The following is a 25,105-nucleotide window of genomic DNA, read 5'->3' on the forward strand; positions in this document are numbered from 1 at the left end:
AAAGAACTGCAAGGATAAATTGTCAGTAATAAGGCAATAATGATTTACGTTACTGATACGAATGCATAAAAGTACCAAATTAAGACTTGAGGCAAATACTTCAATTATTTGTATTCATGCCTATATCTATCTATAAAAGCCTCAAGTATTAGTTGATATCTTGAATTCAAGGTAATTGAAGGAGTGTAAGAAATGGGATTCATCAGTAAACTATTTGGAACTAAGAAAGCGGAGGAAAACAAAGTGGAAAAACTAAACATCGGTATCATTTTAGGATCAACTCTTGAAGGTCGTGTAAGCCCTCAAGTCGGTGCATGGGTGAAAGAAATCGCAGATAAACGCGGCGATGCGAACTATACAATTATTGATATTGCGGATTTCAAACTGCCATTATTAGGAGAGCCAGGCGGGGATGCTTCAGGTGCTGCAGGCTGGTCTGAAGCAATTGCAAAACAAGATGGATTTGTATTCATTGTTCAAGAATATAACCATTCAATTACGGGCGCACTTAAAAATGCATTAGACTACTTACGCGAAGAGTGGAACAATAAAGCTGCAGGTATCGTATCTTACGGTTCTGTTGGTGGCGCACGTGCTACTGAGCATTTACGCGGTATTTTAGGTGAATTACTCGTTGCGGATGTACGTGTACACCCAGCATTATCATTATTCACTGATTTCGAAAATGGTACTACATTCAAACCGAAAGATGTGCAGGCTGATTCAGTAAACCAAATGCTGGACCAAGTAATTCCATGGTCAAAAGCATTAAAAACAATTCGTTAATTGATAATCAACAATCTGGCACATGTGACTGCATGTGCCAGATTTATTACATAAAAATTGGACAGAGTGTTTTATCAAATGGAATGCTGTGTTCAGTTTTTACGAATGGAGGAAATGAATATGAAAAAACGTACATCGGGTATCCATCACATTACAGCAATCGTCGGTCATCCTCAGGAAAATGTCGATTTCTATGCGGGCGTTCTTGGATTACGTCTTGTAAAGAAAACAGTCAATTTTGATGACCCAGGAACATATCATTTATATTTCGGGAATGAAGGCGGTGAGCCGGGAACAATTATTACTTTCTTCCCTTGGCCTGCAGCATATAAAGGCAGCATCGGCGACGGTCAAGTTGGCGTGACGACATATGTTGTACCAGTGGGAGCATTGGGTTTCTGGAAAGATCGCTTAACAAAATTCAATATATTATATAATGAAGTAACTAGATTTGGAGAGAGCTATTTACGTTTTGAGGATCCACATGGTCTGCATCTCGAAATTGTCGAACGTGATGGAGGTTCTCCAAATGGCTGGACGTTTGGAGGAATAACTGCTGATGTCGCAATTAAAGGATTTGGCGGGGCAATTTTATATTCATCACAGCCGGAAGAAACAATCCGTACATTAGTTGACGTGATGGGACTTGAAGAGATTGGCCGCGAAGGAGATTTTGTGCGACTAAAAGCAACAGCATCCATCGGCAATATCGTGGACGTCAAAATGACAGTCGGTAATCGCGGAACGATGGGGGTAGGAACGGTACATCATATTGCATGGCGTGCTAATGATGATCAAGACCATAAAGAATGGCAGCAATACGCGATGGATAAAGGTCAGCATGTAACGGACATTAAAGACCGTAATTACTTCAATGCCATCTATTTCCGTGAGACAGGAGAAATTTTATTTGAAATTGCGACAGATCCACCAGGATTTGCACATGATGAAACGCCTGAAACAATGGGCGAGCAGCTAAAGTTGCCGGTACAATATGAAGACTACCGTGAACGATTGGAAAACTCACTGTTTCCGATTAAGGTTAGAGCGCTAGATTAATAGTGAAACAATGAAGAGGGGTTGCTCATTTTTGAGTAGCCCCTTTTTAAATTAAAGTAATTTTGACATATACAGTTCATTAACATAATGACCGTCAATCAGTAAAGAATTTCTTTTCACTCCTTCAACTTCAAACCCCATTTTCTTATAAAGATGTACTGCTTGTTCATTATGCTCAATGACCGTTAACTCCAGGCGGTGGAGCTGTGACTCTTTGGCCCATTGAATCATATAATCGAACAAAGCAGTACCAATTCCTTTACCGCGACTTTTACTATGTACCCCGACAGCAATCTGTGCCCTATGAGAAGTACGGGATAATGTTTCCGCTTTTAATAAGAGATAACCTAATATTTCATCGTCATGCTCTGCGATAAAGAAGCCAGATGTAGGGGATTGGTTTATGGATTGAATTAACTTGCACAAAGAAGCTGGTGCCAAGTTTCGTTCATCAGGTGCATAGAGCATATATCCCGACTGTTCCGCATCTTTCATCACTGCGAGTATTTGTGAAGCATCACTTTCATTCGCTTTTTTAATTGTCATTTTTTCGTCGACTGTATCCATCAAAGTCACCTCATTCTTATTGTAATAAAATTATATCATTTCCAGAATGTTAAAATTAAACTAAAATTTATTAAGAAATAAAAAAGTAAAGGGGACTGGAAATGAAACTATTAAAAAACGGTTTTGTAGTAAATATGGAAACAGGGGATTTTACGAGACAGCGGGGAGCATTATTGAATTAAAACCATTTATTGATGCGAATGGAAGCGAAATGGAGCCTCGTGTTATTTCAGCAGATCGTATGATTGATGGTCCCCCAGGCTTGTGGGGAGATGATACGGCCTATAATATCAATGTCGACAATGCAGATCTTGCAAGACAGGAAGTAGCGCGGCAAATAGAACTGGGTACACATTTTATTAAAGTTTACGGCTGGCTTGATCCTGAATATATGAAAGTAGTAGTAGAAGAAGCGCGCAAACATAATCTAGAAGTAAGCAGTGATATTATCTATTCCAAAAAAGTGGATGCACTTCTTGCAGCGGATATAGGGATTGATTGGCTGGAACATTGCTCCGGTATTATTGAAGCGATGTACCCGCATTGGACAATGGATGCACCGAAAGAAATCTGGGATACAATTCCGTGGGATCAGCCTGATGAGGAGTTGATAACAAACATATGTAAACAATTGTTGAAAAAAGATATAAAGCTTTGTCCGACAATCGTATTATACGATCAGATGCGATTAGCAGACCAATATTGGACAATTAATCATGAAATTGTTGATCATATGGAGAACAGTGACTACTTATTTAAACACTGGCCACAAGCTGCACATGCAAAACAAGGCCAGGCTACGTTAGGTATTCAAACGAAAACCATTCAAAAAATCGCTTATACCTATTATAAAATGGGTGGGACTGTCGTGACAGGCACAGATACGCCCGCAGGAATCTATACATATCCGGGCTTTGCATTGCACCGTGAGCTTCAGCTTTTTGTTGATGCCGGATTTACACCAGTAGAGGCACTTCAGCAAGCTACCATTAATGCAGCGAAAGCTTTGAAAATAGCGGACTTAGGCGATATAAAAGAAGGTTTTATAGCGGACTTATTAGTATTGAATGAAAATCCCCTTATCCATATAGAAAATACAATGAAAATTGATCAGATAGTCAAGGATGGGGAAATGTATACAATCCCTGAGCTGCTTGGAAATATCCCGACCGAGCAAGAAATGAATGATTATATAAGTGAATTGATTAAAACGTTCGAACAGCAAGGATTATATGCAGGAAATTAATAGCAATCAGGTTTAATCAATAAGGTAAGAGGGGAACTTCTATTATCGAATATGTTGTGTTGTATTTGGAGAGATTAAATGTAAGTTATTACACGTAAAGGGGCTCTGAATGTACATGAAAAATAACAACGAGAAAGAAGTTTCGCGCCGGAACATGTGGTCAGGCATCTTGTTTGGCATCGGTCTGATTGCCTTTATTGACGAAACAGTATTCCATCAGCTGTTAAGGTGGCATCATTTCTACGACAAATCGACAACGGATATCGGGTTAATTTCCGATGGTATTTTTCATGCTTTTAGCTGGTTTGCTACAATAGCAGGATTGTTTTTATTTGCGGATCTGCGTCGGAGAAATGGCCTGATCTTTCAACGCTGGCTTGGTGGCGTATTATTAGGAATTGGTGTATTTCAATTGTATGACGGCATCATTCAACATAAATGGATGCGAATTCACCAAATCCGGTACGTTGACAATGTCATTGTATACGATATTGTGTGGAATGTCGGTGCACTAATCATTTTACTCATCGGAATTTTTCTATTATTCCGCACATCAAAAAACAGTACTCTAAAAGAGAAGAATGCAAATGAATAGCCTATACTTACTGCACAACCATGGACAGAGTGCTATGAACCATTCAGTATCTGGAATAAATCCTCAATTATTGCTCGGGTTTTTCTTCATATTTTTGCTGGTAGCCTATATAACAGCTGTCATCATAACAAATCAGCGATATAAAAAATGGCCCATTTTCCGTACCGTTTGTTGGACAATCGGTATGGTTGTTGCACTTGTAGCAGTTGTCGGTCCGTTGGCAAACAGTGCACATTCCAACTTTACAGCACATATGGTGAGCCACTTATTATTAAGTATGGTTGCACCAATTTTTATGGCAGTTGCCAAACCGGTGACTTTGACGCTCAGAACTGCAAACACAACGTTCGCACGCAAGCTGACTTCCATTTTAAAAAGTCGCTTGCTACAATTCGTTTCGCATCCGATTACTGCCGCAATTTTAAATGTAGGAGGACTTTGGTTATTATACACAACGAATTTGTTTGTTTTAATGCATGAAAATGCGCTATTTGCTTTGTTTGTACATTTGCATTTTTTCATCGCAGGGTATGTGTTTACAATTTCCATAATTTATTTCGATCCGGTCTACCATCAATATTCTTACCGATTCCGCGCGGCAGTTTTAATCATCGCAATCGCCGGGCACGATATATTGTCGAAGTATATGTACGCCAATCCACCAGCGGGAATTTCGCAGCAAGAGGCGGAAATGGGAAGCATGGTCATGTATTATGCAGGGGATTGGATTGAAGTAGCGCTCATTATTATTTTCTGCTGGCAATGGTATAAATTTACGAAGCCACGCAAAAACAATACAGTAGATTTTGATAGGGACCAGGTAACTTTGTATGGGAAATAAGATAAGTTAAGCCCGACCAAATTTAAGTAACAGTTATAAACTCTTCCGTAAAAAAAAGCGTCGCAAATTTGCGACGCTTTTTTATATGAAATATGTCACCCTTCTTTTTTGTGAGTATTTGAAGGTGGCTGTTTTTTTGGTCGGATGTAGAGACCTAATTTCTTCCGTTCAGCCATTAATGATTTATAAAGCGAAAGTATCATAAGCAAAATAATAAACGAGAATGGGAAGGCGACAATAATCGCGGCATTCTGCAGAGCGGTCAGACCACCTGAGAACAATAAACTCGCCGCAATCGCAGCCTGTAAAATTCCCCAAATCAACTTAATTCTGAATGATGGATTCATCGAGCCGAATGTTGTTTGCATTCCCAGTACGAATGTAGCAGAATCGGCTGAAGTGATGAAGAATACTGCGACAAGTAAGAGCGCGATAATCGATAAAATAAAGCCGAATGGCATCTGATCAAATACACCGAATAAAAGCTGCTCTGTCGGTAAATCAACAAGCCCTTCATCCTTTGTCAAATATGTTTCAATCGCCGTCGTTCCAAATGTAGCAAACCAGAAAATACTAACAAGTGTCGGTGCTAAAATAACTCCCATTAAAAATTCGCGGATAGTTCGTCCTTTTGAAATACGCGCAATGAAAATGCCGACAAATGGAGACCAGGACATCCACCATGCCCAATAGAAAATTGTCCAACCGTTAATCCAATCACGGCTGCCCGCATCACCCGGCTCCATACGTAAACTCATTTGCACAAAGTTTTGTAAATAACTGCCGAGTCCTGAAGTAAAGTCGTTCATGATGGCAACAGTAGGACCAATAAATAAAGTTAATATTAATAAGGCAGCTGCCAAATAGAGGTTCCAATTACTTAAAATCTGAATTCCTTTATCAAGACCGGTTGAAGCGGAAATGATAAATAATACCGTAACGATCACAATGATGATTAATTGAACAGTAAAGTTAATTGGAAGGTCAAATAAATAGGAAAGACCGCCATTTATTTGCTGTGCACCTAAACCGAGTGTTGTGGCAACACCGATTACTGTAGCGAATACCGCGATAATATCAATTGTATATCCAATAGGACCCTTTGTTTTTTCACCGAAAAGAGGAAAAAGAGTGGAACTTATTAAACCGGGTGCACCTTTACGGAAATTGGAGTAAGCAAGTGCTAATGCGACTACACCATAAATGGCCCAAGCAGAAATTCCCCAATGGAAGAACGTGTATCGAAATGAATCTTTCAATGCTTGCTGGGAACCTTCAGGAGCCTGTGGGGAACTAATAGCAAAATGTGATAATGGTTCCGCTGCCCCCCAGAAAACTAAACCAATCCCCATTCCAGCACTAAATAGCATCGCAAACCACGATGCATTGCTGTAGTCCGGCCGGTCAGTCGGCTTACCAAGACGTATGGCTCCAACAGGACTCAATATGAGGAAAACACAAAACGCAATAATGATTGCAACGACTAATAAATAATACCAGCCAAAATTATAAGTAAGTAAATTTTGAATGTTCTTGGTGACATTTTCTAAAGTTTGTGGAGCGATTACACCAACTAGTACAGCCAGCATTACTAAAGTAAATGAGCTCCAAAAAACAATGCCTACTTTTTTCATTTTATAACCTCCGTTCAGTGACATATAAATGTATTGCCCAGTTTGAAAAAAATAAACATTCTTGATTATTTTTTTTGCGTAGAAATAAGGTGTGACTAGTTCGAAAGGGATAATAATAACTAGGATCCGCTTTTAAATATAGCACCGCTTTTTCTTTATATTACCCGATTTTCCCGACTTTAACTAAAATGAATAACTCTTTTATTAATTTCCTATACTGTATCAAAAAGGGGGAAGTCGTATTGATACAAACAATGGAAATAAAGCAGGAAAGTAAACGACTTAATAAGCAATTCCTCCATTCATCAGATTTTGTCGCAAAGAAATTAAGCTTGGGCAAGAAGAAAATGTCATTTTATGCTACTATTCATCACTTGTCAATAAATCAGAGGATATTTCCCCGAAAGTAGATGTAGAAATTGTGAAAACGGGTATATTGTAATAACTGTTCAAAATTCAGAAAAAATTTTATGAAGGGGGTTTTCATTTTGGATAAACAAATGAATTACGGTGATGACTATAAATTTATACCAGCCTCATCTGTTAAAAGTGGTGTAAGTGAAGAGCTATTGCCCGACCTATATGTTCACACGATTCAAATTGCAAATATTATTTTTTATAGCAGTCCTGATAATAACGGATTTGTTTTAATAGACGCCGGGATGCCGAAAAGCGCACAAGATATTATTGATGTGGCTGAAAAAAGATATGGGAAAAATGCAAAACCGAAAGCAATTATTTTAACACACGGGCATTTTGATCATGTAGGGGCTATCATTGAACTTGTTGAACATTGGCAAGTACCGGTTTTCGCTCACAAGCTGGAACTGCCGTATTTAACTGGCTTAGAAAATTATCCGGAGCCGGACCCCACTGTTGATAGCGGATTAGTAGCTAAAATGTCCCCGATCTTCCCGAATGAAGCAATTGACTTAGGGGAATCTGTCCAGGAGCTTCCTCCAGATGGAACCGTACCTTTTATGGAAGGATTTAAGTGGATTCATACACCGGGACATACACCTGGACACGTTTCGTTATTTAGGGAGCGCGACGGAGCACTTATTGCAGGGGATGCATTTGTGACGGTCAAACAGGAATCCTTGTATAAAGTATTTACCCAGGAAAAAGAAGTGAACGGACCCCCGAAGTATTTGACGCCGGACTGGGCCGCAGCTTTTGAATCAGTAAAAATTCTGGCAGCATTAAATCCTTCTGTAGCGGTTACAGGACATGGCGTGCCGATGAGCGGAGAAGAACTAAGCGAGGGGCTGCAGAAACTTGTTGATAATTTTGATCAAATAGCATTGCCAAGTAATAAGAAATAAATAGTACAAAAAATCATCCTTTTACTCAGTAAATGGATGATTTTTTGAAGTGTATTGATATAGTGTGTCTGATTTAAATGCTAAAGCAGAAATTAATTATTCCAATCATATAACCCGAGCTATGCTCATTTGGCATGTCCCGCATCAACGGTACTGGGAATCCTGCTGGCGGGGGTGTTACCTGATATGTTCCGCCATTTCGGCTAAGATTAAACGATTACAATTATATTTCAGAGGACTATTTTTCGGGAAATAGGGTAGAAAAGTAACGGAGATGGTTGAGTATAACTAATCTTGTGGAACTTGCTATTTTTGGAATGAGGAGGATGTAAATTGGAAAACAACAATAAAAAAGTCGAACAACTGAAACAGTTTACTACGAAAGATGAAGGACAGCCGCTAACTACGAATCATGGATTAAAGTTAACGAATGACGAGCATTCATTAACGATCGGTGAACGTGGCCCGACAATAATGGAGGACTTTCATTTCCGTGAAAAAATGACCCATTTTGACCATGAACGAATTCCGGAGCGAGTAGTGCATGCACGAGGTTCAGGGGCTCATGGGGTATTTGAAAGTTATGGCGATGCATCAGATATAACGATGGCTCATTTTTTAGGAGAGAAAGGTCGTCAAACACCTGTCTTTGTTCGATTTTCAACAGTAGCAGGATCACGGGGATCAGCAGAAACAGTTCGTGATGTACGAGGATTTGCGACGAAGTTTTATACTGAAGAAGGAAATTACGATTTAGTAGGTAACAATATCCCGATTTTCTTCATTCAAGATGCCATTAAATTCCCGGATTTAATCCATGCCGTTAAACCGGAGCCGCATAATGAAATTCCCCAAGCGCAAAGTGCCCATGATACATTTTGGGATTTTGTCGTAAGTAATGAAGAGACCGCACATATGACAATGTGGAAAATGTCTGACCGTGCCATTCCAAGAAGTTTCCGTACGATGGAAGGGTTTGGTGTAAATACTTTCCGTTTTGTTAATGCTAACGGAGAAGCCCACTTCGTAAAATTCCATTGGAAACCTGTATTCGGCACACATTCCTTAATATGGGATGAAGCTCAAAAAATTGCAGGGAAAGATCCGGACTTTAATCGCCGTGACCTCTACGATAATATAGAAGCCGGAAATTATCCCGAATATGAACTTGCTGTTCAGCTGATTCCACAAGAAGATGAGTTTAAATTTGATTTCGATATTTTAGATCCGACGAAAATTTGGCCGGAAGAACTGATCCCGCTTCGTAAACTTGGAAAAATGACATTGAACCGAAATACTGATAACTTCTTTGCAGAAACGGAACAAATAGCATTCCATGTAGGACATGTTGTACCGGGTATTGATTTTTCAAACGATCCTTTATTACAAGGGCGCTTATTCTCTTACACAGATACACAACTGATTCGATTAGGCGGACCAAACTTCCATGAGTTGCCGATCAATCGTCCTGTATGCCCATTCCATAATAATCAGCGTGACGGCTATGGACGTATGACCATCAATAAGGGACGTGTTGCATACGGGAAAAACAGTTTGCAAAATAATACACCGCATGTTGTGACGCAAAATGAAGGCGGCTATGCTCATTATGAGGAAAAAATCGAAGGCCGCAAAGTACGAGCTCGAAGCTTATCGTTTGAAGATCATTACAGCCAAGCACGTCAATTCTGGTTAAGCCAGACGGATGTGGAAAAACAGCATATCATTAATGCTTTCAGTTTTGAACTGGGGAAAGTAGAAACAATCGAAATTCGCAAAGCTGCAGTTGATATGTTTGCTCGTGTCGACCGTGCAATGGCTGAGCAAATTGCACAAAATATCGGTGTTACGCCACCGGATGAATCGATCCAGCAAGTTGCCGATCAACAGCCATCTAATGCTGTAAGTATTTTAAAAAATCAGGTACCATTCCTGAAATCGAAAAAAGTCGGTATTATTGTAGATACAAACAGCAATTTGGAAGAACTGATTACACCTTTGGAAAACGAGGGCGTTACAGTAGAATTGATCAGCGATAAGCAAGGAAGAATCGGTGAGCGTGAAATTGATCACACGCTGCAAACAGCAGATCCTGTCCTTTATGATGGTCTGATTGTTGCCGCAACTTTCGATAGTGTTGTGCCTAAACGAAAAGTTCAACGATTTGCAGATGAAATTTTCAACCACTATAAAGCATTAGGGTATGCTTCCACTGAAATTTTAGACAAAGACTATGCGAATGCACCTGGTGTCGCAGCTGGTATTTCAGAATTTGTAGAAGCATTGAAAAAAGGTCGTCACTTTGACCGGAAAGATGCTACGGGTTGAATTTTCCGGAATTTAATCATCACACAATAAAAAAACATTTTTCTCCTCTGGGGAAAATGTTTTTTTATTGTACTAAGTTTCAATCTATATCCCTATTTTCCTGCACATTTTATAAAAAATGAATATTTTGAATAATAAAATATCGCAATAATGGTGTGCTATAATATAAAAATTGTAGTTGATTTAATATAGGAGGAAGGACATTTACTTAGCCTAATTAAATTATTTTAAGAAAATACATATTGATCGAAGGATTAAAAGGGGAGTTAGACGTGTGAAAAAAATCTTAAAAATTGGAAGCGCATTTATTGGTGTAATCGTAGGTGCTGGATTTGCTTCAGGGCAAGAAATACTGCAATACTTTACGAGCTTTGGAATACTCGGAATATTTGGAGCCATATTATCAACAGTACTGTTTTCAGGCATCGGTATGCTTTTAGTATGGCTTGGCAGTTATACTAAAACGACATCACATAAAGATGTAATATACAGAATCAGCGGGCGATATCTTGGAACTGTCATTGATTTTATTCTTATTTTCACATTGTTTGGCGTAGGTGTCGTTATGCTTGCTGGAGCCGGTTCGAACTTAAATCAACAGTTTGGGTTACCGGTCTTTGTAGGTACGACCCTTATGACAATACTCGTATTACTAACAGGGTTTTTGAAAGTAAATCGGGTTGTTTCCATCATAGGAAGCATTACGCCGGTTCTCATTATTTTTGTTATTTTTATTGCGATTTACAGTTTTTTAACGATGAGTGGAACTTTTGCATCGTTAAACGACGTAGCGCAAGCAACCCCGACTACTTTACCAAACTGGTTTATTTCCAGTATTAATTACGTTTCATTTAATATCGCAGTTGGAGCTTCGATGTCCATTGTCATGGGCGGAGCTGAAAAAAATCCAAAAACAGCAGCGTTAGGCGGATTGGTTGGAGGACTTATTTTAGGGGTTCTCATTCTATTGATTCATTTAGCCATTTTCTCGAAAATCGAAGAAGTTGGCACATTGGATATGCCTATGCTTGGAATTGTTAGTAATGTATCGCCAACACTAGGTATTATCATGTCACTAGTTATTTTCGGTATGATTTATAATACAGCGGTTGGCATGTTCTTTTCTTTCTCGGCACGATTTGCGGAATCAGGGACAAAGAAATTTAAAACATTCTTTACGATTACAATGATTGTTGGTTATTTGGCAAGTTTCGTAGGCTTTACCGGCCTCGTTAGTTATTTCTATCCGCTAATCGGTTATCTGGGCATTATTCTTATCCTTGCTTTAGTGGCAGCACCCTTTATTATTAAGAAACAAGAAGCAAAATAATTTAGAAGCATTATCAGTTGGTTATGTTAGTGGCAATAGGCATCATTTTGCTATAGTTGGTTTATGTTAACGTAAAAATGTTGGAATAAAATTAATTCCCGGCTCCCTTTATGTATTTAGGGAAGCCGGGAATTTTTATTTTTTACGGATTTGATAATCAATATGTAAAAACTTCATACCGAACAGTGTCATCTGATGCGTTGCAGTAAGATTGCCATGATGTTCCTTAATCACAAAATATTCATGTAACGGAAGTTTGAATAGATAAGATCTGAACGTTAAATACGTACCGGCATCGCCTTGCCCATCACTTGTAAGGTACAAAGCACGGTCTTTTACTGAAAGTTGCAGTATTCCATGCATCGACGAGAAGGGCAGAGGCAAAGCAATATTCATATAAGTATTGGATGCATCACGATGCTGCGAATAAATCGCATTAAAAACGGGTTCGCCATTGATCGACCGTTGCCATACACGTGGTTTTTCTCGGCCATCTTGTTGGGGATCAACTTGCCAGATTTCACCGTCCATCACAATCATTTTCGAGGAATAGGGTAAATTCAGCTGTCCCATTTTCCTGCTAATAAACTGATAGACAAAAGCAAAAGGTTTAAACCATGCTGCCCATTGAACCGACGCTTTTAATTCAAATTGGGTAGTATGTTCATAAAACTCATGAACCAATTCAGAAATTTCCTCTTTATTAATATAGGATGACATATCATCGACAAGTCCGTGTGCCGGTTTGTTTGTTGGAGAAAATCTTCCACGAATTTTGCTTATCGGAAATGTATAGTCGAGATGCTTTGTCGGTGGCAACAATAGACTCCAGGCGATTACTACCGATATACCAAATCCTAAACAATTTAAAAGACCATGGAAATCCAGCATATCCGGAATATCAACAAGATTCGTTCCTGTTAAATTGCTGTATGCGTATAAAAACGACCAAATAATTGTAAAGCATAATGTCAGAAATGCCAGGCGAATGAAGAGACGCTGCATACGCGGCAATGGCCATTTCATAATAAAAAAGCTAATGCTGAAAATGGCAAGTACATACAAACTAACCGAAATGATTTCAACGATCCTTGAAAAAGTAATCCCGACTGCTACTAGCATTGGTCCTGCTGCAATGACGGCACAGCAAAATTTGAAATAACGGGTCATATGAAGTCGCCCAATCAAACCGACTGTAATGCAAAGCAGAAAGGCAGAGTAATGAAAATGTATGGCGGTCAGCCATGTAATAATCGGACTGAACCCTGTATTTAGTTGCAGATGGAATGCCAAAAACCACAGTCCACCCATAACAATATAAATGAGACCGATATCTATCATCATTTCAGCTGTATTGACAAAGCCTCTTCTCAAAAACCGGTTAATCCCATGGGAGGCAACAATAAGCGTACTAAGTAAGTAGGTAAGTACACAAAGCAGGATGAGGAAATCGTTTTGTATAAAATACAGTATTGTGACTGCAAACTGGCCGGTTGCAATAATGAATCTTTGCCAATTTTTCAGCATAACCAACTGTTCCAGCATGACTGGTACAAAGATAAGTTGAGCTAGCGTCAAATAATAATACATAGATGTTGGTTCGTTAAATAACAGAAGCGTGGCCATACATACCAAACCGATAATTGTTAAAGGTTTACTGAGTACATGGCGTAAATTGACCAGCATACATCATCATCCTTCCGATGAGATCATTATAGATGGAGACATGGATCGTATACACTTCGAGCACTTCATCGTAGCCTTCTGTTACAACAACGCGGCCTGTCAGTTTCTTTGGCAAACCAACTTCTTTACGCCCGAAGACGGCACGCTGTTCTGCAGAGCGGATCATTAATGAACCGTCCTTTGCAACATCCATTTTTAAGTCAGAGTAGAACAGTGAAGGATCCCCTAAATAATCTTTAACAATTTGTCTTTCCAAATCGACTGTCATCGTTGCATTGAACTTGCGTGTGGCCAGTGGAAAGTGGAAAGTGCGTTCCCAATACACTTCTGCGTCCTTTTCATTGTTCATTCTTGCAGTATTCATTATTGTAAAAGGAATTTCCTCGCCGGACTCTGGAAAGAGGAAGTCTGTTTTCGTAAAGAATTTATACATCGGTCGTAAAAACCGTGGTCCGGAATGAATTACTTGCATTGTTCCTTGTGCTTGAAAAGGCTGACCTAATGGTAGGCGGTATCTTTCCTGCAGTTTCGGGTGCAGTCTGTTAAAGTCTTCTGCGAGTAATGTTTCATAAATCATATTAAGCACCTCTTTTTCGTTTGCAGAATCTTGCTGTCGGTAATTCTTTTGACAGCAGTAAAGCAACTATTGAAGCAATCCATAATCCAACATTAAAGGTAACGACATTAAACGGAGCCGTTGCTACTGAAGTTGCAGCTATAATTGCGCTTAATGTCAGCAATGGGAACAATAAAATTTGTGCTTTTAGCAGCAACGGTTGCAATTTCGGTACCAAAAAGATGATCCCTATCACCATCTCGAAAATACCTATCCAAACAATGGCTGTTGATGCTTGACCATATGTTAGCGGGGACAGTTTCATCAGCATATCAATTTCAAGCGGATGCTTCATCAACACTTTCGGAACGAGACCTTGATAGAGCCAAGTGAAACTAAACAGGAAGCAGAGTAAATAATAGCTGAAAAATCGCCGGTATTGGGTTACCGGTTTTTCTCCGAGTTCTATCCATCTTCCCAACACATTAAAGCTTAGCGCAGTTGCCCAGCCGATAACAGGACGGAAAAGTAAATCAAACAATTGTCCGAATCGACCAAATCGGGCATCATAGTCATACTGGGTCAGAAAAGTAACGCGGTCGCCATTCGGTATATATTGCCAGTAGCCGCGTCCTTCTTTTATCGGGGAAATCATTTGCGGTGTTCCGAAATACAGAGAAGAAGTTTTAACACCACTTGCTTTTTCATGTGTTCCTTTACTTTCACCCCAACCTGCAACTGACAGACCCGGCATTATTTTTGTTGTATATGTAAAAGTTTGAGGTGCGTCCTCATGCTGTTTTTCATTGTAGGTGATGGATGTAAAACGCAAATCCCATTGTTCATGCAGATTAGGCTGCTGTGTATATTGCCATACTTTTTCAATCGAGCTGTCTATTACAGTTTCCACATAAATCGGCTTTTTTTTCAAAATTTCAGCTCCTTTATCAAAATATATTCTACATAATCATCATACCTTAATATTCCTACTTTAAAGTGAATGAATTTGGATAATAAATGTTAATCTCTTACAATTTCAAGTATTATAGGAGTGTATAGTATTTAAGTAACCGATTTTAAGGGAGGAAGCAATGGACTTTATTTTGGATTATAAGTGGTTTTTCCTCATAACGGCAGAAGTTGTCTTTTGGGTATGTGCATTTGCCTTTTTGCTGTTGCGCTACTGGTTTCAGCTGAAAAAGCTGAGTATTTTCGTGTTTATTATTTTTATCGTGAATGATTTATGGATTGCACTTTTGGCTTATTTTGATTATCAGCGAACAGGTGAATTTTCGATTTATCAAATTATTATCGTGATTCTTATTGTATATGCGATGACATTCGGGAAATCAGACTTTAAAAAGCTCGATGCCTTTATTAAAAGGTGGGTGGCTAAAAGACGGGGAGAGCCGATCGATAAATCACTCCAACCTGTCAAACTGTATGGGAAGGCTTATGCAATACAAGAATGGAAGCAATTTGCATTACATTTCGCCGTTTTTATCATTGTTCACATAGGATTTGTAATTGCAGTCGGTTTTTCAGACAGTTTGCAGCAAATACCACTGAGTGATTTTTTCGGAATGTGGTTTGATGACGAGAGCGAAAATTTCCCATTTAACAATGAAGGAATCAACAAATTCAGTCAGGTATGGCTGATTATTCTTGCCATTGATTTTGTGATAACACTTTCGTATACCTTATTTCCGAAAAAGAAATGATCGAAGTGATAAATAAAGTACGGAAAATTTAAGATATCCATTTTAACTAAATGATCTTAACAAAACGAGTCCAGCCAAGGAAGGAGACGTAACTTGAAAAAATTAATATCATTATTGTTTATTACAACAATACTTTTAGCAGCTTGCAACTCCTCGGAATTGAGTATTACCGAAGTGCAAAAGATTCCTCCAAAAGTACAGGAGAGTATTGATTTTATGGATACCGATGACACATTGCAGCTTGTTAATGATAGCAAAAGCGATGTGAAGTATATTGTTTTTCAATCTGCAGGAACCGTAACAGCTGAACTTGAAGAGAGAGAAAACATATTGGATATAAAATTGGATACCGAAAATGAAACAAATAGCGAATTGAAACAACACGTTTATAAAGTTACTCGTGGTGATGCACAATATGATTCAATTAATGTAAAAATAAACGGCCAAGATACACCTATAGATAATTCCACAGGGTTTTAAAAGAATGTTAGATTAGATGGAGGAAGTTTTGAAGAAATTTTTAGTAGTATTTGTTATTTTAATTTTATTTTTTATTGTAAGAGGATGTAATAGTAATTCGCCTAATCAAATTAAAGCAGATTACTTCGATATCGGTTATGGGCAGAGCATGTATGAGGGCTATAACAAAGTGGATGAAAAAACGGTTCAGTCCCTTGTGAAGGAGTACAATCAAATTAAAGATATTGGACAGACAAACGAGGAAATTAATTATGATAAGGCGGTAACGATTCATTTTATCTATAAAGATCAAATATCAGGTAGTTTAGTAATCGATAATAAAGGGATTTTTCTGCTGGGAAATCGTTCTGGAAACTATCAAATCGATGAAAATAATGATATTTATGATAAAGCTTTAAGGGTCTATAAAGAAGTGAAAGAACAAGATTAAAATAGAGCTTTATAATTATGAAATTAAAATCCCTTTTGAAGCTAACAATTCAAAAGGGATTTTCTATATAGCGTCGGTATTATCGCTTGAATATTTCAGTCAATGCTCTGCCATCTGTATTTGCAAAGTCCACATCTAAAATATGTGCAATGGTCGGACCGATGTCAACGACACAAGCTTCACCAATTGTTGAGCCAGCTTTCACACCGTTGCCTGAAATAATCAGGTTGCTCGTATAATCGGCTTTGTCAGGGGAGTAGCCATGTGTCGCATACTTTTCGCCAAGTGCATGTAAGTCGACAACAGCTTCCTGTAAATGGTCATCTTCAAAAGCATAGCCTTCTTTCGCTTCAATCATATAACGGAATTTACTGGCTACATGAAATTCCTGTAATTCCTCTGCACTCAAAATCGCTTCGATGCCGTAAGCCTCATTCCGTGCAGCATCCTGTAAAATTGTAAGCGCTATCTTTTCTGCTTCTACATCACCGGGCTGTACATGCAAATACGCGGCTCCACCAGCACTTTGAACATATGCACGCCAATGCCAGTTTCCATTCTCCTCATAAATCAGGCCTTCCTCGTATAAAATCCGGTTCAAATACACTTTATACTGAACATCGAGCTGACTATGATCTCCGACGATTATAAAAGTCGTTTCTTCATAAATATCCGCATCGATTGTCGCCTGGATGAGGTCTCCAATTCGGCGATCCATCCGTTCAATGATTTCTTCGATATGAGGCCCCTTTGTTCCATACAAATGCTTCGTATCATCGAGATCAATTAAATGCATTAGAAGTAAATTCGGCTTTTTCTTTTTAATCGTATCTACTGCACATAGTGTTGTGAAATCATCCAAATACGGCTGCTGAATCCCTTGCCGAACTTTTCCGTATTTCAGTTCCATTTGCATCGTAAACAATTTACTGCCGCTTTTCAGTATTTTCAGTGCCTGGTTTTCATTTTTAATCGCTTTTATTTCTGGAATATTAAAGTGAATATCCGCTTTTCCTGATACGGGCCATAATAGTCCTGCAGTTGTCAGTCCTTTACTACCAGCTGCCTCATATACAGTTGGTGCTTGGATATCACTTCGGAACCAGTGCCATTTCTGATCGTTTTCAGGCACGAACGGCTGAAATGGATTGTTATGAAAAACTCCGTGCCGGTCTGGATAAACACCTGTCACATAGGAGCTGTGTATAACATAGGTGAGGGTAGGGTAGACGCTTTTCATTAAATTTGTGGAGGCCCCTCGTTCAATCAGTTTTGCTAAATTCGGTTTTGATGCTGCACTTTCCCAATTATCTTTTGAAAAGGCATCATATGAAACGACAATTACATATTTATTATTTTTCTTCATTCGATCACCCTGCTAATTTAGTTTGTTCATGCGCATCTTTTGGCAGCATTAAAAAGACAATGAGCCCGATTATGAATAAAGGAATTATAGATAAAATACTGTATCTCGCTTCACCGGTCATCGTTGTTGTCAGTGCCATTAAAAAAGGACCGATAATCGCCGCAAACTTTCCGAAAATATTATAGAAACCGAAAAATTCATTGGAGCGTTCTTTCGGAATAATTTTCCCGTAATACGAACGGCTTAATGCCTGAATCCCGCCTTGAGCAGAGCCAATCATAATACCTAGAATAAAGATATGCCACATTTCCGAAATGAAAAATGCTGCAATACAGGCAATTATATAAGTTGTAATCCCGACAATAATTAATGCCCGTGTCGAATATTTTTTTGCAAGTGAACCGTAAAGCAGAGCAAAAGGGAACGCTACAATTTGAATAACGAGTAAAATGGCCAACAGCATAAATGTATTCAGCCCGTCGGAGCCTAAAACACTTGTCGCGTACGGAACAACCATTTTTATAATTGTATCGACACCATCGATATAGCAGAAATAAGCGATTAAAAACATGAATACGATTTTATAGTCTTTAATATTTAAAAAAGTTTGACCTAATCGCTTGAAACTATTGCCGATCGGATTCGGCTCGGGTTCTATATAATGACGCTGTTTGACGTCTTTAATCATCGGAATCGTCAGTAATCCCCACCATAGCGCGGTAATACAAAAGCCGATCTGATAACCGATCGCGGCATCCATCCCCATCACTAAGATGACGACTAAACTGATCCCAAATGGAATGACACTTGAAATGTAGCCGAAAGCAAAGCCGGATGATGATACTTTATCCATTTTCTCATCTGTTGTTACATCGACCAAGAAAGAATCATAGAAAATATTGGCGCCTGCAAAACCGATACATGAAAGAATGTACATGACGATTAATAGCTGCCATTGCCCACTATCCGGTGAAATAAATGTAAAGGAAAGAGTGGAAATAATTCCGACTAACGCAAAAAATGTGAAGAAACGTTTTTTCTTGTCCTTATAATCAGCAAAGGCTCCTAATATAGGACTAAGAACGGCGACAAGTATACTTGCGAGTGAATTGAAATAACCTAAATCCATGTTGTTCACACCTTGAAACATCCCGAAGACAATGGGAAAAAGCGCGGTAGTGATTGCAATGGAATAAGCCGAATTCCCGCAGTCGTATAAAATCCAGGACTTTTCTTCTTTTGTCAGCTTCACTTACATAAAACCTCCTAACCTACTATTTTCAGTCATTATACCATTATCTTGAAATTGATAAGCGGAACCATACAGTAATTTCATATTAAAGAAATATTCTTTACGAAAATTCTGTATAATGGAAGTTATCTCTCAAATTTACAGGAGGCAGGCTATGGCAAGGATTTTTAATTATTTTCATCCGCTTGTATGGATCATATTAAGTGGCACGATATTTGTACGGACTGCCAGTTTCATGGCAATCCCGTTTTTAGCTTTATATTTACATAATGAACTACAGGCCTCACCTTTATTAATCGGCGTTACAATTGGGATTGCCCCTCTGTTTTCAACATTCGGCGGGTTAATTGGCGGTTATTTAACCGATCGATTCGGACGAAAAGCGGTTATTATTATTACAGTCTTTATATGGAGCCTTACATTCGTTGGGTTTGCGTTAGCTCCTTCAGCTGTTTACTTTGTCGTGTTGAATGCGGTGAACGGGCTATGCCGCTCATTTTTTGAACCGGGTACGCAAGCGCTGATGATTGATTTTACGGAAGATGCCAAAAAAAGAAGGCTGTTTTCCGTACGGTATACGGCCATTAATATTGCGGCTGTTATGGGACCGTTGCTCGGTGTCTGGGTCGCAAGCCTTTCAAGCCCGGCGACACCGTTTATGATTACCGGCATTATGTATGCGCTGTATGGCCTATTTTTATTTATCGTATTAAACCGTTATGAAATGAAGCAAAAAAGGCTTAAATCAAATCATCAAATCCGGTCGGTATTACAAGCGGTGTTCCATGATCAGAAGCTGCTGCTGTTTATCGCAGGGGGCATTTTGATCACGGTTGGATATTCCCAGTTCAACTCGACACTCCCACAGTTCATTAATATGAATGTGGAGGATGGGGTGAAGCTCTTTTCCTATGTGATTGTCGCAAACTCCATTACAGTACTGGCATTTCAGCTGCCTTTAACCGTATTAAGCGAGAGAATTTCAATATACAGTTCGCTGAAAATCGGTGTCGTCATTTTTGCGGTCGGATTATTTCTGTTTGGTGTTTCCGACAGTTCTTGGATGTTCATTGCGAGTATGATTGTGTTCTCGGTCGGTGAGATTTTCTGTTTTCCGATGATGAATGCAGTTATTGAGGAGATTGCACCTGAGGATCAGAAGGGGACATATCTTGGTGCATCACAGTTTAAAAATATAGGAGGGTTTCTCGGACCGATTATCGGTGGATGGCTGTTAACGGTTTATATCGATTATATGTTTGCGATGATTTCATTAATCATGCTTTGCAGTATTTTTATATATAACCGAGCGCAAAGGCTGACGTGAATTGTGAACGATCGGTAAGTAATAAACCGAAAGAGCTGCACATAAAGTGAAGCAGGCTTCATTATTGAAAAAACTTGATTAATAGAACTTCATTAAGTACAATGAACACTTTGACTACATATGAAGTGCGCGGTAAAAATTCCGCTAAAAGACTTTACAACAAAGAGGTGACATCATGAAAGGTCGAACGCATTTAACAATTGGGTTAGGAATCGGGGCATTGGCATCTGTCAGCCAGGCACCTGAGATGATCCCGGTTGTTTTAGCTGTATCCGCAGTAGCTTCACTTGCTCCGGATTTGGATGGGAACAATCTGTTGAATAAACATGTAACGAAAACAGCGAAACAAATAAAAAAGGGCGGACAAATGGTTGGCGGAATTATAATGATTCTATCGTTGGCTGCCTACGTAAATCTTTTGCCTTTTCTGGATGGTGACTGGTTTACGCAACAAAATAAGCTGCTGTTTTTAGCGTTGGGTGCTATTATTATCGCAATGTCCTTGAGAAGTCAGGAAACGCTGAAAAATATCATAATGACGATTTTAAGTTTATTCCTTCTGTATTATGCAATTACTGATGAATTATGGTGGCTCGTTTTGTTTGCCGTTTATATTGGGGCAGCTGGCTGGTTTCCGCATCGGGGCTTCACCCATACAATTTGGGCAGTGTTATTTTGGGCATATATGTCCCATCTGCTGGAAGTGAGTACAGGCGCGGAAAATTTAGCGATCATCTCCACTATGGCCTATTTATCTCATATATTAGGTGATATGATGACGAAAAAAGGGGTTAAATTTCTCGCACCGATTACGAATAAAGTATTTAAAATACGAATATAGATTTTAAAGGAAGGTCTTTCATCAGTTTCAAGAACTGTCGAAAGATCTTTTTTTAGTTGATTATTATTCACTGCATAGAATTCTGCCATAAGCTATAATAAAGTAAATGATTACAAGTTAAATAAACAATAATGCCCAATACAGATGTAGAGGAGGGTAAAGTATGATTGAAATGCATCGAAGAAATTCATTATTACTTCTATTAATAAGTGTATTTTATTTTACACAAATAATAATTAATATATCGATTGAAGGTATAGCGAGTATTTTTCCTCCAGCATTCTTCTTTGGAATCTTTGGGCTTATCATGATTTTGCTAATTCAAAAGAAAGTAAACGCCAAATTCACAATGTATTTTATGATCATCAGTATGTACTTATATTTTTATTATCTGCTTACTGATTCGCCGTATTTAGTAAATTATTTCTTCATGTGGCTCGCCCTTCCGCTAAGTGCCATATATCAGCAGATCAAAGCTGTTTTGATGGCAGGAGCCGCTTCGATCATTCTTACATTCTATTCGTTTTTCTATCTTCACGATGAAATTTTTCCGAATGTCGTCAAGGAAGACTTTATTTATTTAATACTGTTTGGAATATTTATCACCATTTTTCTTATTGTTTTCATCCTTAAAGTGAGGGAGGCAAACGACAAGTTACAGGACTTGGCTTATCACGATCCTTTAACGGGTGCAGCAAACCGTTCATTGCTTAGGGAAAAGTTTGATTTAATGAAACATGAGAATGTCGACTCAATAGCCTTATTGTTCCTTGATATGAACGGCTTTAAAAAGATTAATGATACATACGGCCATGAAATTGGGGATCAATTATTACAGATTATTGTTCTAAGGATCGATGGCGTATTAAGGGAAACCGATTTACTGTGCCGGTTAGGGGGAGATGAATTCGTCGTTCTCACGGCTAATGTGAATAATTCGATATTGAAAAAGATAATGAATCGAATCCAATCTGCTCTAGAGAAGCCAATGATTCTAGATCAGCATATTATCAATGTTTCGGCAAGCATTGGATGGCACTATACAACGGATGTTGCATATGCAGATCTGGACGATATGATTAAAGCATCGGACCGAGCAATGTACATAGAGAAAGAATTGAAAAAACTGCAGGAAGATGCGATTAAATAATGAGGGGGGACATAACTCAAAAACGCTATTTTTCTTTGGAAAAATAGCGTTTTTTTGCTGAGCGTTAAAATTGATTTCCATTCCGGGACGCTTTCCGCGGGCGTGGCCTGAGCCTGTAGTCTCAGGCGTCACGCTATTCCCGCAGGAGTCGCCCTCCATTCCAATCAATTTTGCAATATATCCATTTCTTAATAAAGGCTTTCCTTTTATTTTGCAATAATTCTAATTATGTCCCGGCCTCTTATTTTTATTGTCTTCATCGACGGCTGCTTTTAGTAGATAAACGGCAATAACACTAGCCATCTTCAATACACCAAGAATCTCGTATTGCACATCTATTTTTTTATTTTAATTTGAGTATTTATCGATTTCTGTTTCTAATATGGAAAGCAATTCGATTTCGTCTAAAACTTCCAACATATTCATCCCTTTAGTTTGCCAATATAATCCGCAATGACCCAAATTATTTAAACAAATCCCTTTACGTATATAACATATAGACAGATTTATAAAAAGTTTCTCTATTTTACATAGTTCAATAGAGTTTTCTAATTGTTTTAAAGCCATATGATAATCGTGATTTTTTAAATATAACAAAGAGAGATTAATTAAAAAATTTATTTTAATCCGGTTTATATTCTGGAAGTTTTTGTATTTTTCAATATGTCGAAAAGCGAATTTTTTCATTTCGACAGCGGTTTCAATCGGAAAAATATAAAGTATGGAATTTAGTAAAAAGATATCGGACAAGTACAAGTCGTCTCTGCGGGATAATTCTGTCCAAATGGGCTCGGCAAGTAATTTCGCACTATGAAAATCGTTCGTATTAGCCAATATTGTTAAACTTTTTATAATAATAAATATTTTATTAATTAAATGATCATCAGGAAATTCCTTTAAAAATGAAATACAACTTCTCTGTAATTGCAATAAATTTTCCGAATTATTATATGTTTGATTATAGAAATTCGTAATAATTTCATCCCTTAACGGCATGATATACCCATTATCAATATATCTAAATTCTTCATAGGATGTTTCAATTCGTACTAAAAATTCACTTAAAGTTGAATGCTTAATATCTTTATTTTCACCTAGTTCAAATTTGGAGAAATTACCTTGTGTACAAATATTGTTGGAAACATATTTCTGTGAAAATCCTTTGCCGACTCTAATTTTTTTTAATGTTTTTCCGTAATTATTCATAATACCCTCCAAATATTCATTTACTAATATTATAAGTTCGGAAAGTGTAATTTATGTAAAATTAGTAAAAAAAGGGGGTGAGAAAGTGGTTGAGTTTATTATTATCGCGCTGGAATTATGGATTGTAGGAATTGGCGGGGGATAAAAAGACATTTTCACTAAATGGATGGCACCAGTCGTAATAGATTCCCAACTCGTACGCCTGGTGCATCTTCTTCTGAAATATTTCAATAAAACGTAATGTTTTGGTTGTATTATTCTTAGGAAAATCCCCTTTATATAATAAGGGATTAATAAGGGATAAGCATTCTATTCAGTCTTTTTAATTAAAAACGAACAGAAGTTCAGGTTTTAAGACTAAAAAGATAAGGGGAATGACGAATGAAGATATTGAATCCTGATGTCGTGAATAGTAATGTGTTTAAAAGTTTTTTAGAGATTGAAGACTACAACAAACTGTATAATGCATACTTGCAGGATCCGACAAGTACGAATGCGGATGCTTTAAATGAACAATTCAAATACTTTGAAAAACTGATTATACGTATCGCCTATATAAAAAAAGCAATTATCTATGAATCAAAAAAATTTGATTCCAAGCTAAGAGAGTACAATAAAAAATACGAATTAAATTTGGATGCACCTATAAATGAAAGCCTTACAATGGTAGACACCGTTCAAGATGAAAATTCTTCTGTACAATTCGAAAGCATTTTTGAGAATGACTTAGAGAGCTTGTTGAGTGATGAAATGTTAATAACTTTGTTAAAACGTTTAAATACGAAGCAAAAGCAAGTGTTGTATTACCGGTATGTAAATGAGTTAACTGAGAAGGAAATTGCGAAGATTTACAATGTTTCACAACAAGCCATTTCTAAGATGATTCATAAAGCAATTAGAATTTTGAGAGAAGGGAGGGAGGAAAATGATTGAGGGGCAGCTGTTTCAAATATTAGGGAATTTCGGATTTCCCATTACGATTGCAATTTATTTATTAATGCGATTTGAAGGCAAAATCGATTCTTTACGAAATTCAATTGACGTATTATCGAATGACCTCACAAAGACAAATCATGAAAGGAGTAAAAAATAGAGGGGAGGTTAACTATGGTCGAGCAATTTAATCCTAATGAAATTGTTCAAGTATTAAAAAGATTGGAACCGATCATCTCTTATTCTTCGCTGCAAACGAGAATGGAAAATCGGGATGACCTTAAGCAACATCTTTATGAAGTTACCATTAAAACTTTAAAAAATACGGTTTTCGTACAACCAAAAGGATTGTTTAAATGAATAGAATAGTTGGCGAGGCATTTTGATATCTAAGGAGCTACTTACATCTTTGGATTATTAAAATGCCTTTTTAATTTATAGTAATT

The 25,105-nt window shown here is 37.9% G+C and carries 25 protein-coding genes; 17 read left to right on the top strand and 8 right to left on the bottom strand.

Features of this window, described 5'->3' with window-relative positions; translation table 11 throughout:
* The first annotated feature begins 192 nt into the window (after window positions 1-192).
* Entirely contained in the window at window positions 193-786 is a 594-nt protein-coding gene (locus MKY71_RS07095; RefSeq protein WP_340731998.1) for an NADPH-dependent FMN reductase, read from the top strand.
* 120 nt (window positions 787-906) lie between these two features.
* Window positions 907-1,845: a ring-cleaving dioxygenase gene (locus MKY71_RS07100; RefSeq protein ID WP_340731999.1), complete on the top strand. Its 939-nt coding sequence runs from the start codon at window positions 907-909 to the stop codon at window positions 1,843-1,845.
* Between the two features lie 51 nt (window positions 1,846-1,896).
* Here the strand turns inward: MKY71_RS07100 and MKY71_RS07105 are convergent, their stop codons facing one another.
* Window positions 1,897-2,412: a GNAT family N-acetyltransferase gene (locus MKY71_RS07105; protein WP_340732000.1), complete on the bottom strand. Its 516-nt coding sequence runs from the start codon at window positions 2,410-2,412 to the stop codon at window positions 1,897-1,899.
* Window positions 2,413-2,623: 211 nt separating this feature from the next.
* Between MKY71_RS07105 and MKY71_RS07110 the strand changes: the two genes are divergently transcribed.
* The 3 genes from MKY71_RS07110 to MKY71_RS07120 all read left to right on the top strand — a co-directional run bounded on the left by MKY71_RS07110 (window position 2,624) and on the right by MKY71_RS07120 (window position 5,094).
* The gene (locus MKY71_RS07110; protein ID WP_340732001.1) at window positions 2,624-3,658 is read left to right on the top strand and encodes an amidohydrolase family protein; all 1,035 of its coding nucleotides are present in this window, start codon (window positions 2,624-2,626) and stop codon (window positions 3,656-3,658) included.
* A gap of 115 nt (window positions 3,659-3,773) precedes the next feature.
* Window positions 3,774-4,253: a DUF2243 domain-containing protein gene (locus tag MKY71_RS07115; protein WP_340732002.1), complete on the top strand. Its 480-nt coding sequence runs from the start codon at window positions 3,774-3,776 to the stop codon at window positions 4,251-4,253.
* 34 nt (window positions 4,254-4,287) lie between these two features.
* Window positions 4,288-5,094: a cytochrome c oxidase assembly protein gene (locus tag MKY71_RS07120; protein WP_340732003.1), complete on the top strand. Its 807-nt coding sequence runs from the start codon at window positions 4,288-4,290 to the stop codon at window positions 5,092-5,094.
* 95 nt (window positions 5,095-5,189) lie between these two features.
* On the opposite strand, the gene MKY71_RS07125 is transcribed toward MKY71_RS07120, so the two are convergent.
* A complete protein-coding gene (locus MKY71_RS07125; protein ID WP_340732004.1) occupies window positions 5,190-6,728 on the bottom strand; it encodes a glycine betaine uptake BCCT transporter in 1,539 nt (512 codons plus the stop codon).
* Window positions 6,729-7,216: 488 nt separating this feature from the next.
* Here MKY71_RS07125 and MKY71_RS07130 point away from each other — a divergent pair, with 488 nt between their 5' ends.
* From MKY71_RS07130 to MKY71_RS07140, 3 genes are all read left to right on the top strand, one after another.
* Window positions 7,217-8,053 (top strand): MBL fold metallo-hydrolase, encoded by an 837-nt coding sequence (locus MKY71_RS07130; RefSeq protein WP_340732005.1) that lies wholly within the window; start codon window positions 7,217-7,219, stop codon window positions 8,051-8,053.
* Between the two features lie 333 nt (window positions 8,054-8,386).
* On the top strand, window positions 8,387-10,381 hold the full coding sequence (locus tag MKY71_RS07135) for a catalase (RefSeq protein ID WP_340732006.1): 1,995 nt from the start codon (window positions 8,387-8,389) through the stop codon (window positions 10,379-10,381).
* A gap of 274 nt (window positions 10,382-10,655) precedes the next feature.
* Window positions 10,656-11,711 (top strand): YkvI family membrane protein, encoded by a 1,056-nt coding sequence (locus tag MKY71_RS07140; protein ID WP_340732007.1) that lies wholly within the window; start codon window positions 10,656-10,658, stop codon window positions 11,709-11,711.
* Window positions 11,712-11,846: 135 nt separating this feature from the next.
* Here MKY71_RS07140 and MKY71_RS07145 read toward each other — a convergent pair whose 3' ends face one another.
* Genes MKY71_RS07145 through MKY71_RS07155 form a run of 3 tightly spaced genes read right to left on the bottom strand, consistent with a single transcriptional unit; the run spans window position 11,847 to window position 14,884 of the window.
* Window positions 11,847-13,397 (bottom strand): YndJ family protein, encoded by a 1,551-nt coding sequence (locus MKY71_RS07145; RefSeq protein WP_340732008.1) that lies wholly within the window; start codon window positions 13,395-13,397, stop codon window positions 11,847-11,849.
* Window positions 13,366-13,974 (bottom strand): DUF4166 domain-containing protein, encoded by a 609-nt coding sequence (locus MKY71_RS07150; RefSeq protein WP_340732009.1) that lies wholly within the window; start codon window positions 13,972-13,974, stop codon window positions 13,366-13,368. Before MKY71_RS07150 ends, MKY71_RS07145 begins: the two co-directional genes overlap by 32 nt.
* A gap of 1 nt (window position 13,975) precedes the next feature.
* Entirely contained in the window at window positions 13,976-14,884 is a 909-nt protein-coding gene (locus MKY71_RS07155) for a DoxX-like family protein (protein ID WP_340732010.1), read from the bottom strand.
* A 160-nt stretch (window positions 14,885-15,044) separates the two neighbouring features.
* On the opposite strand from MKY71_RS07155, the gene MKY71_RS07160 reads away from it, so the two are divergent.
* From MKY71_RS07160 to MKY71_RS07170, 3 genes are all read left to right on the top strand, one after another.
* Complete coding sequence (locus tag MKY71_RS07160; RefSeq protein WP_340732011.1) at window positions 15,045-15,674, top strand: hypothetical protein; 630 nt, start codon at window positions 15,045-15,047, stop codon at window positions 15,672-15,674.
* 93 nt (window positions 15,675-15,767) lie between these two features.
* The gene (locus MKY71_RS07165; protein ID WP_340732012.1) at window positions 15,768-16,154 is read left to right on the top strand and encodes a peptidylprolyl isomerase; all 387 of its coding nucleotides are present in this window, start codon (window positions 15,768-15,770) and stop codon (window positions 16,152-16,154) included.
* A 28-nt stretch (window positions 16,155-16,182) separates the two neighbouring features.
* Entirely contained in the window at window positions 16,183-16,584 is a 402-nt protein-coding gene (locus MKY71_RS07170; protein WP_340732013.1) for a hypothetical protein, read from the top strand.
* A gap of 79 nt (window positions 16,585-16,663) precedes the next feature.
* Here MKY71_RS07170 and MKY71_RS07175 read toward each other — a convergent pair whose 3' ends face one another.
* Window positions 16,664-17,950 (bottom strand): alkaline phosphatase family protein, encoded by a 1,287-nt coding sequence (locus tag MKY71_RS07175; RefSeq protein WP_340732014.1) that lies wholly within the window; start codon window positions 17,948-17,950, stop codon window positions 16,664-16,666.
* A gap of 4 nt (window positions 17,951-17,954) precedes the next feature.
* A complete protein-coding gene (locus MKY71_RS07180; RefSeq protein ID WP_340732015.1) occupies window positions 17,955-19,202 on the bottom strand; it encodes an MFS transporter in 1,248 nt (415 codons plus the stop codon).
* 154 nt (window positions 19,203-19,356) lie between these two features.
* On the opposite strand from MKY71_RS07180, the gene MKY71_RS07185 reads away from it, so the two are divergent.
* From MKY71_RS07185 to MKY71_RS07195, 3 genes are all read left to right on the top strand, one after another.
* Window positions 19,357-20,529 (top strand): MDR family MFS transporter, encoded by a 1,173-nt coding sequence (locus tag MKY71_RS07185; RefSeq protein ID WP_340732016.1) that lies wholly within the window; start codon window positions 19,357-19,359, stop codon window positions 20,527-20,529.
* Window positions 20,530-20,704: 175 nt separating this feature from the next.
* Window positions 20,705-21,370, top strand: coding sequence for a metal-dependent hydrolase (locus tag MKY71_RS07190; protein WP_340732017.1), 666 nt, complete (start codon window positions 20,705-20,707; stop codon window positions 21,368-21,370).
* A 163-nt stretch (window positions 21,371-21,533) separates the two neighbouring features.
* Window positions 21,534-22,520, top strand: a complete 987-nt coding sequence (locus MKY71_RS07195) for a GGDEF domain-containing protein (protein WP_340732018.1) — start codon at window positions 21,534-21,536, stop codon at window positions 22,518-22,520.
* A 348-nt stretch (window positions 22,521-22,868) separates the two neighbouring features.
* Here MKY71_RS07195 and MKY71_RS07200 read toward each other — a convergent pair whose 3' ends face one another.
* Window positions 22,869-23,726, bottom strand: coding sequence for an XRE family transcriptional regulator (locus MKY71_RS07200; protein ID WP_340732019.1), 858 nt, complete (start codon window positions 23,724-23,726; stop codon window positions 22,869-22,871).
* A gap of 381 nt (window positions 23,727-24,107) precedes the next feature.
* Between MKY71_RS07200 and MKY71_RS07205 the strand changes: the two genes are divergently transcribed.
* From MKY71_RS07205 to MKY71_RS07215, 3 genes are read left to right on the top strand one after another with little or no spacing between them, the layout of a single operon-like run.
* Window positions 24,108-24,659 carry a sigma factor-like helix-turn-helix DNA-binding protein gene (locus tag MKY71_RS07205; RefSeq protein ID WP_340732020.1) on the top strand — a complete coding sequence of 184 codons (552 nt, stop codon included), beginning with the start codon at window positions 24,108-24,110 and terminating at the stop codon, window positions 24,657-24,659.
* Window positions 24,652-24,819, top strand: a complete 168-nt coding sequence (locus MKY71_RS07210; protein WP_339176110.1) for a YvrJ family protein — start codon at window positions 24,652-24,654, stop codon at window positions 24,817-24,819. Before MKY71_RS07205 ends, MKY71_RS07210 begins: the two co-directional genes overlap by 8 nt.
* A 14-nt stretch (window positions 24,820-24,833) precedes the next feature.
* Window positions 24,834-25,019, top strand: a complete 186-nt coding sequence (locus MKY71_RS07215; protein ID WP_340732021.1) for a hypothetical protein — start codon at window positions 24,834-24,836, stop codon at window positions 25,017-25,019.
* Window positions 25,020-25,105: the final 86 nt, after the last annotated feature.

This window comes from Solibacillus sp. FSL W7-1324 (genome assembly GCF_038008025.1).
In the GTDB taxonomy this organism is placed as follows: domain Bacteria; phylum Bacillota; class Bacilli; order Bacillales_A; family Planococcaceae; genus Solibacillus.

What these genes read in the sequence shown, in the direction of transcription:
- MKY71_RS07095 (WP_340731998.1), top strand. Translation starts at nt 193, where the DNA reads ATGGGATTCATCAGTAAACTATTTGGAACTAAGAAAGCGGAGGAAAAC.
- MKY71_RS07100 (WP_340731999.1), top strand. Translation starts at nt 907, where the DNA reads ATGAAAAAACGTACATCGGGTATCCATCACATTACAGCAATCGTCGGT.
- MKY71_RS07105 (WP_340732000.1), bottom strand. Translation starts at nt 2,412, where the DNA reads ATGGATACAGTCGACGAAAAAATGACAATTAAAAAAGCGAATGAAAGT.
- MKY71_RS07110 (WP_340732001.1), top strand. Translation starts at nt 2,624, where the DNA reads ATGGAGCCTCGTGTTATTTCAGCAGATCGTATGATTGATGGTCCCCCA.
- MKY71_RS07115 (WP_340732002.1), top strand. Translation starts at nt 3,774, where the DNA reads ATGAAAAATAACAACGAGAAAGAAGTTTCGCGCCGGAACATGTGGTCA.
- MKY71_RS07120 (WP_340732003.1), top strand. Translation starts at nt 4,288, where the DNA reads ATGAACCATTCAGTATCTGGAATAAATCCTCAATTATTGCTCGGGTTT.
- MKY71_RS07125 (WP_340732004.1), bottom strand. Translation starts at nt 6,728, where the DNA reads ATGAAAAAAGTAGGCATTGTTTTTTGGAGCTCATTTACTTTAGTAATG.
- MKY71_RS07145 (WP_340732008.1), bottom strand. Translation starts at nt 13,397, where the DNA reads ATGCTGGTCAATTTACGCCATGTACTCAGTAAACCTTTAACAATTATC.
- MKY71_RS07150 (WP_340732009.1), bottom strand. Translation starts at nt 13,974, where the DNA reads ATGATTTATGAAACATTACTCGCAGAAGACTTTAACAGACTGCACCCG.
- MKY71_RS07160 (WP_340732011.1), top strand. Translation starts at nt 15,045, where the DNA reads ATGGACTTTATTTTGGATTATAAGTGGTTTTTCCTCATAACGGCAGAA.
- MKY71_RS07175 (WP_340732014.1), bottom strand. Translation starts at nt 17,950, where the DNA reads ATGAAGAAAAATAATAAATATGTAATTGTCGTTTCATATGATGCCTTT.
- MKY71_RS07185 (WP_340732016.1), top strand. Translation starts at nt 19,357, where the DNA reads ATGGCAAGGATTTTTAATTATTTTCATCCGCTTGTATGGATCATATTA.
- MKY71_RS07190 (WP_340732017.1), top strand. Translation starts at nt 20,705, where the DNA reads ATGAAAGGTCGAACGCATTTAACAATTGGGTTAGGAATCGGGGCATTG.
- MKY71_RS07195 (WP_340732018.1), top strand. Translation starts at nt 21,534, where the DNA reads ATGATTGAAATGCATCGAAGAAATTCATTATTACTTCTATTAATAAGT.
- MKY71_RS07200 (WP_340732019.1), bottom strand. Translation starts at nt 23,726, where the DNA reads ATGAATAATTACGGAAAAACATTAAAAAAAATTAGAGTCGGCAAAGGA.
- MKY71_RS07205 (WP_340732020.1), top strand. Translation starts at nt 24,108, where the DNA reads ATGAAGATATTGAATCCTGATGTCGTGAATAGTAATGTGTTTAAAAGT.
- MKY71_RS07210 (WP_339176110.1), top strand. Translation starts at nt 24,652, where the DNA reads ATGATTGAGGGGCAGCTGTTTCAAATATTAGGGAATTTCGGATTTCCC.
- MKY71_RS07215 (WP_340732021.1), top strand. Translation starts at nt 24,834, where the DNA reads ATGGTCGAGCAATTTAATCCTAATGAAATTGTTCAAGTATTAAAAAGA.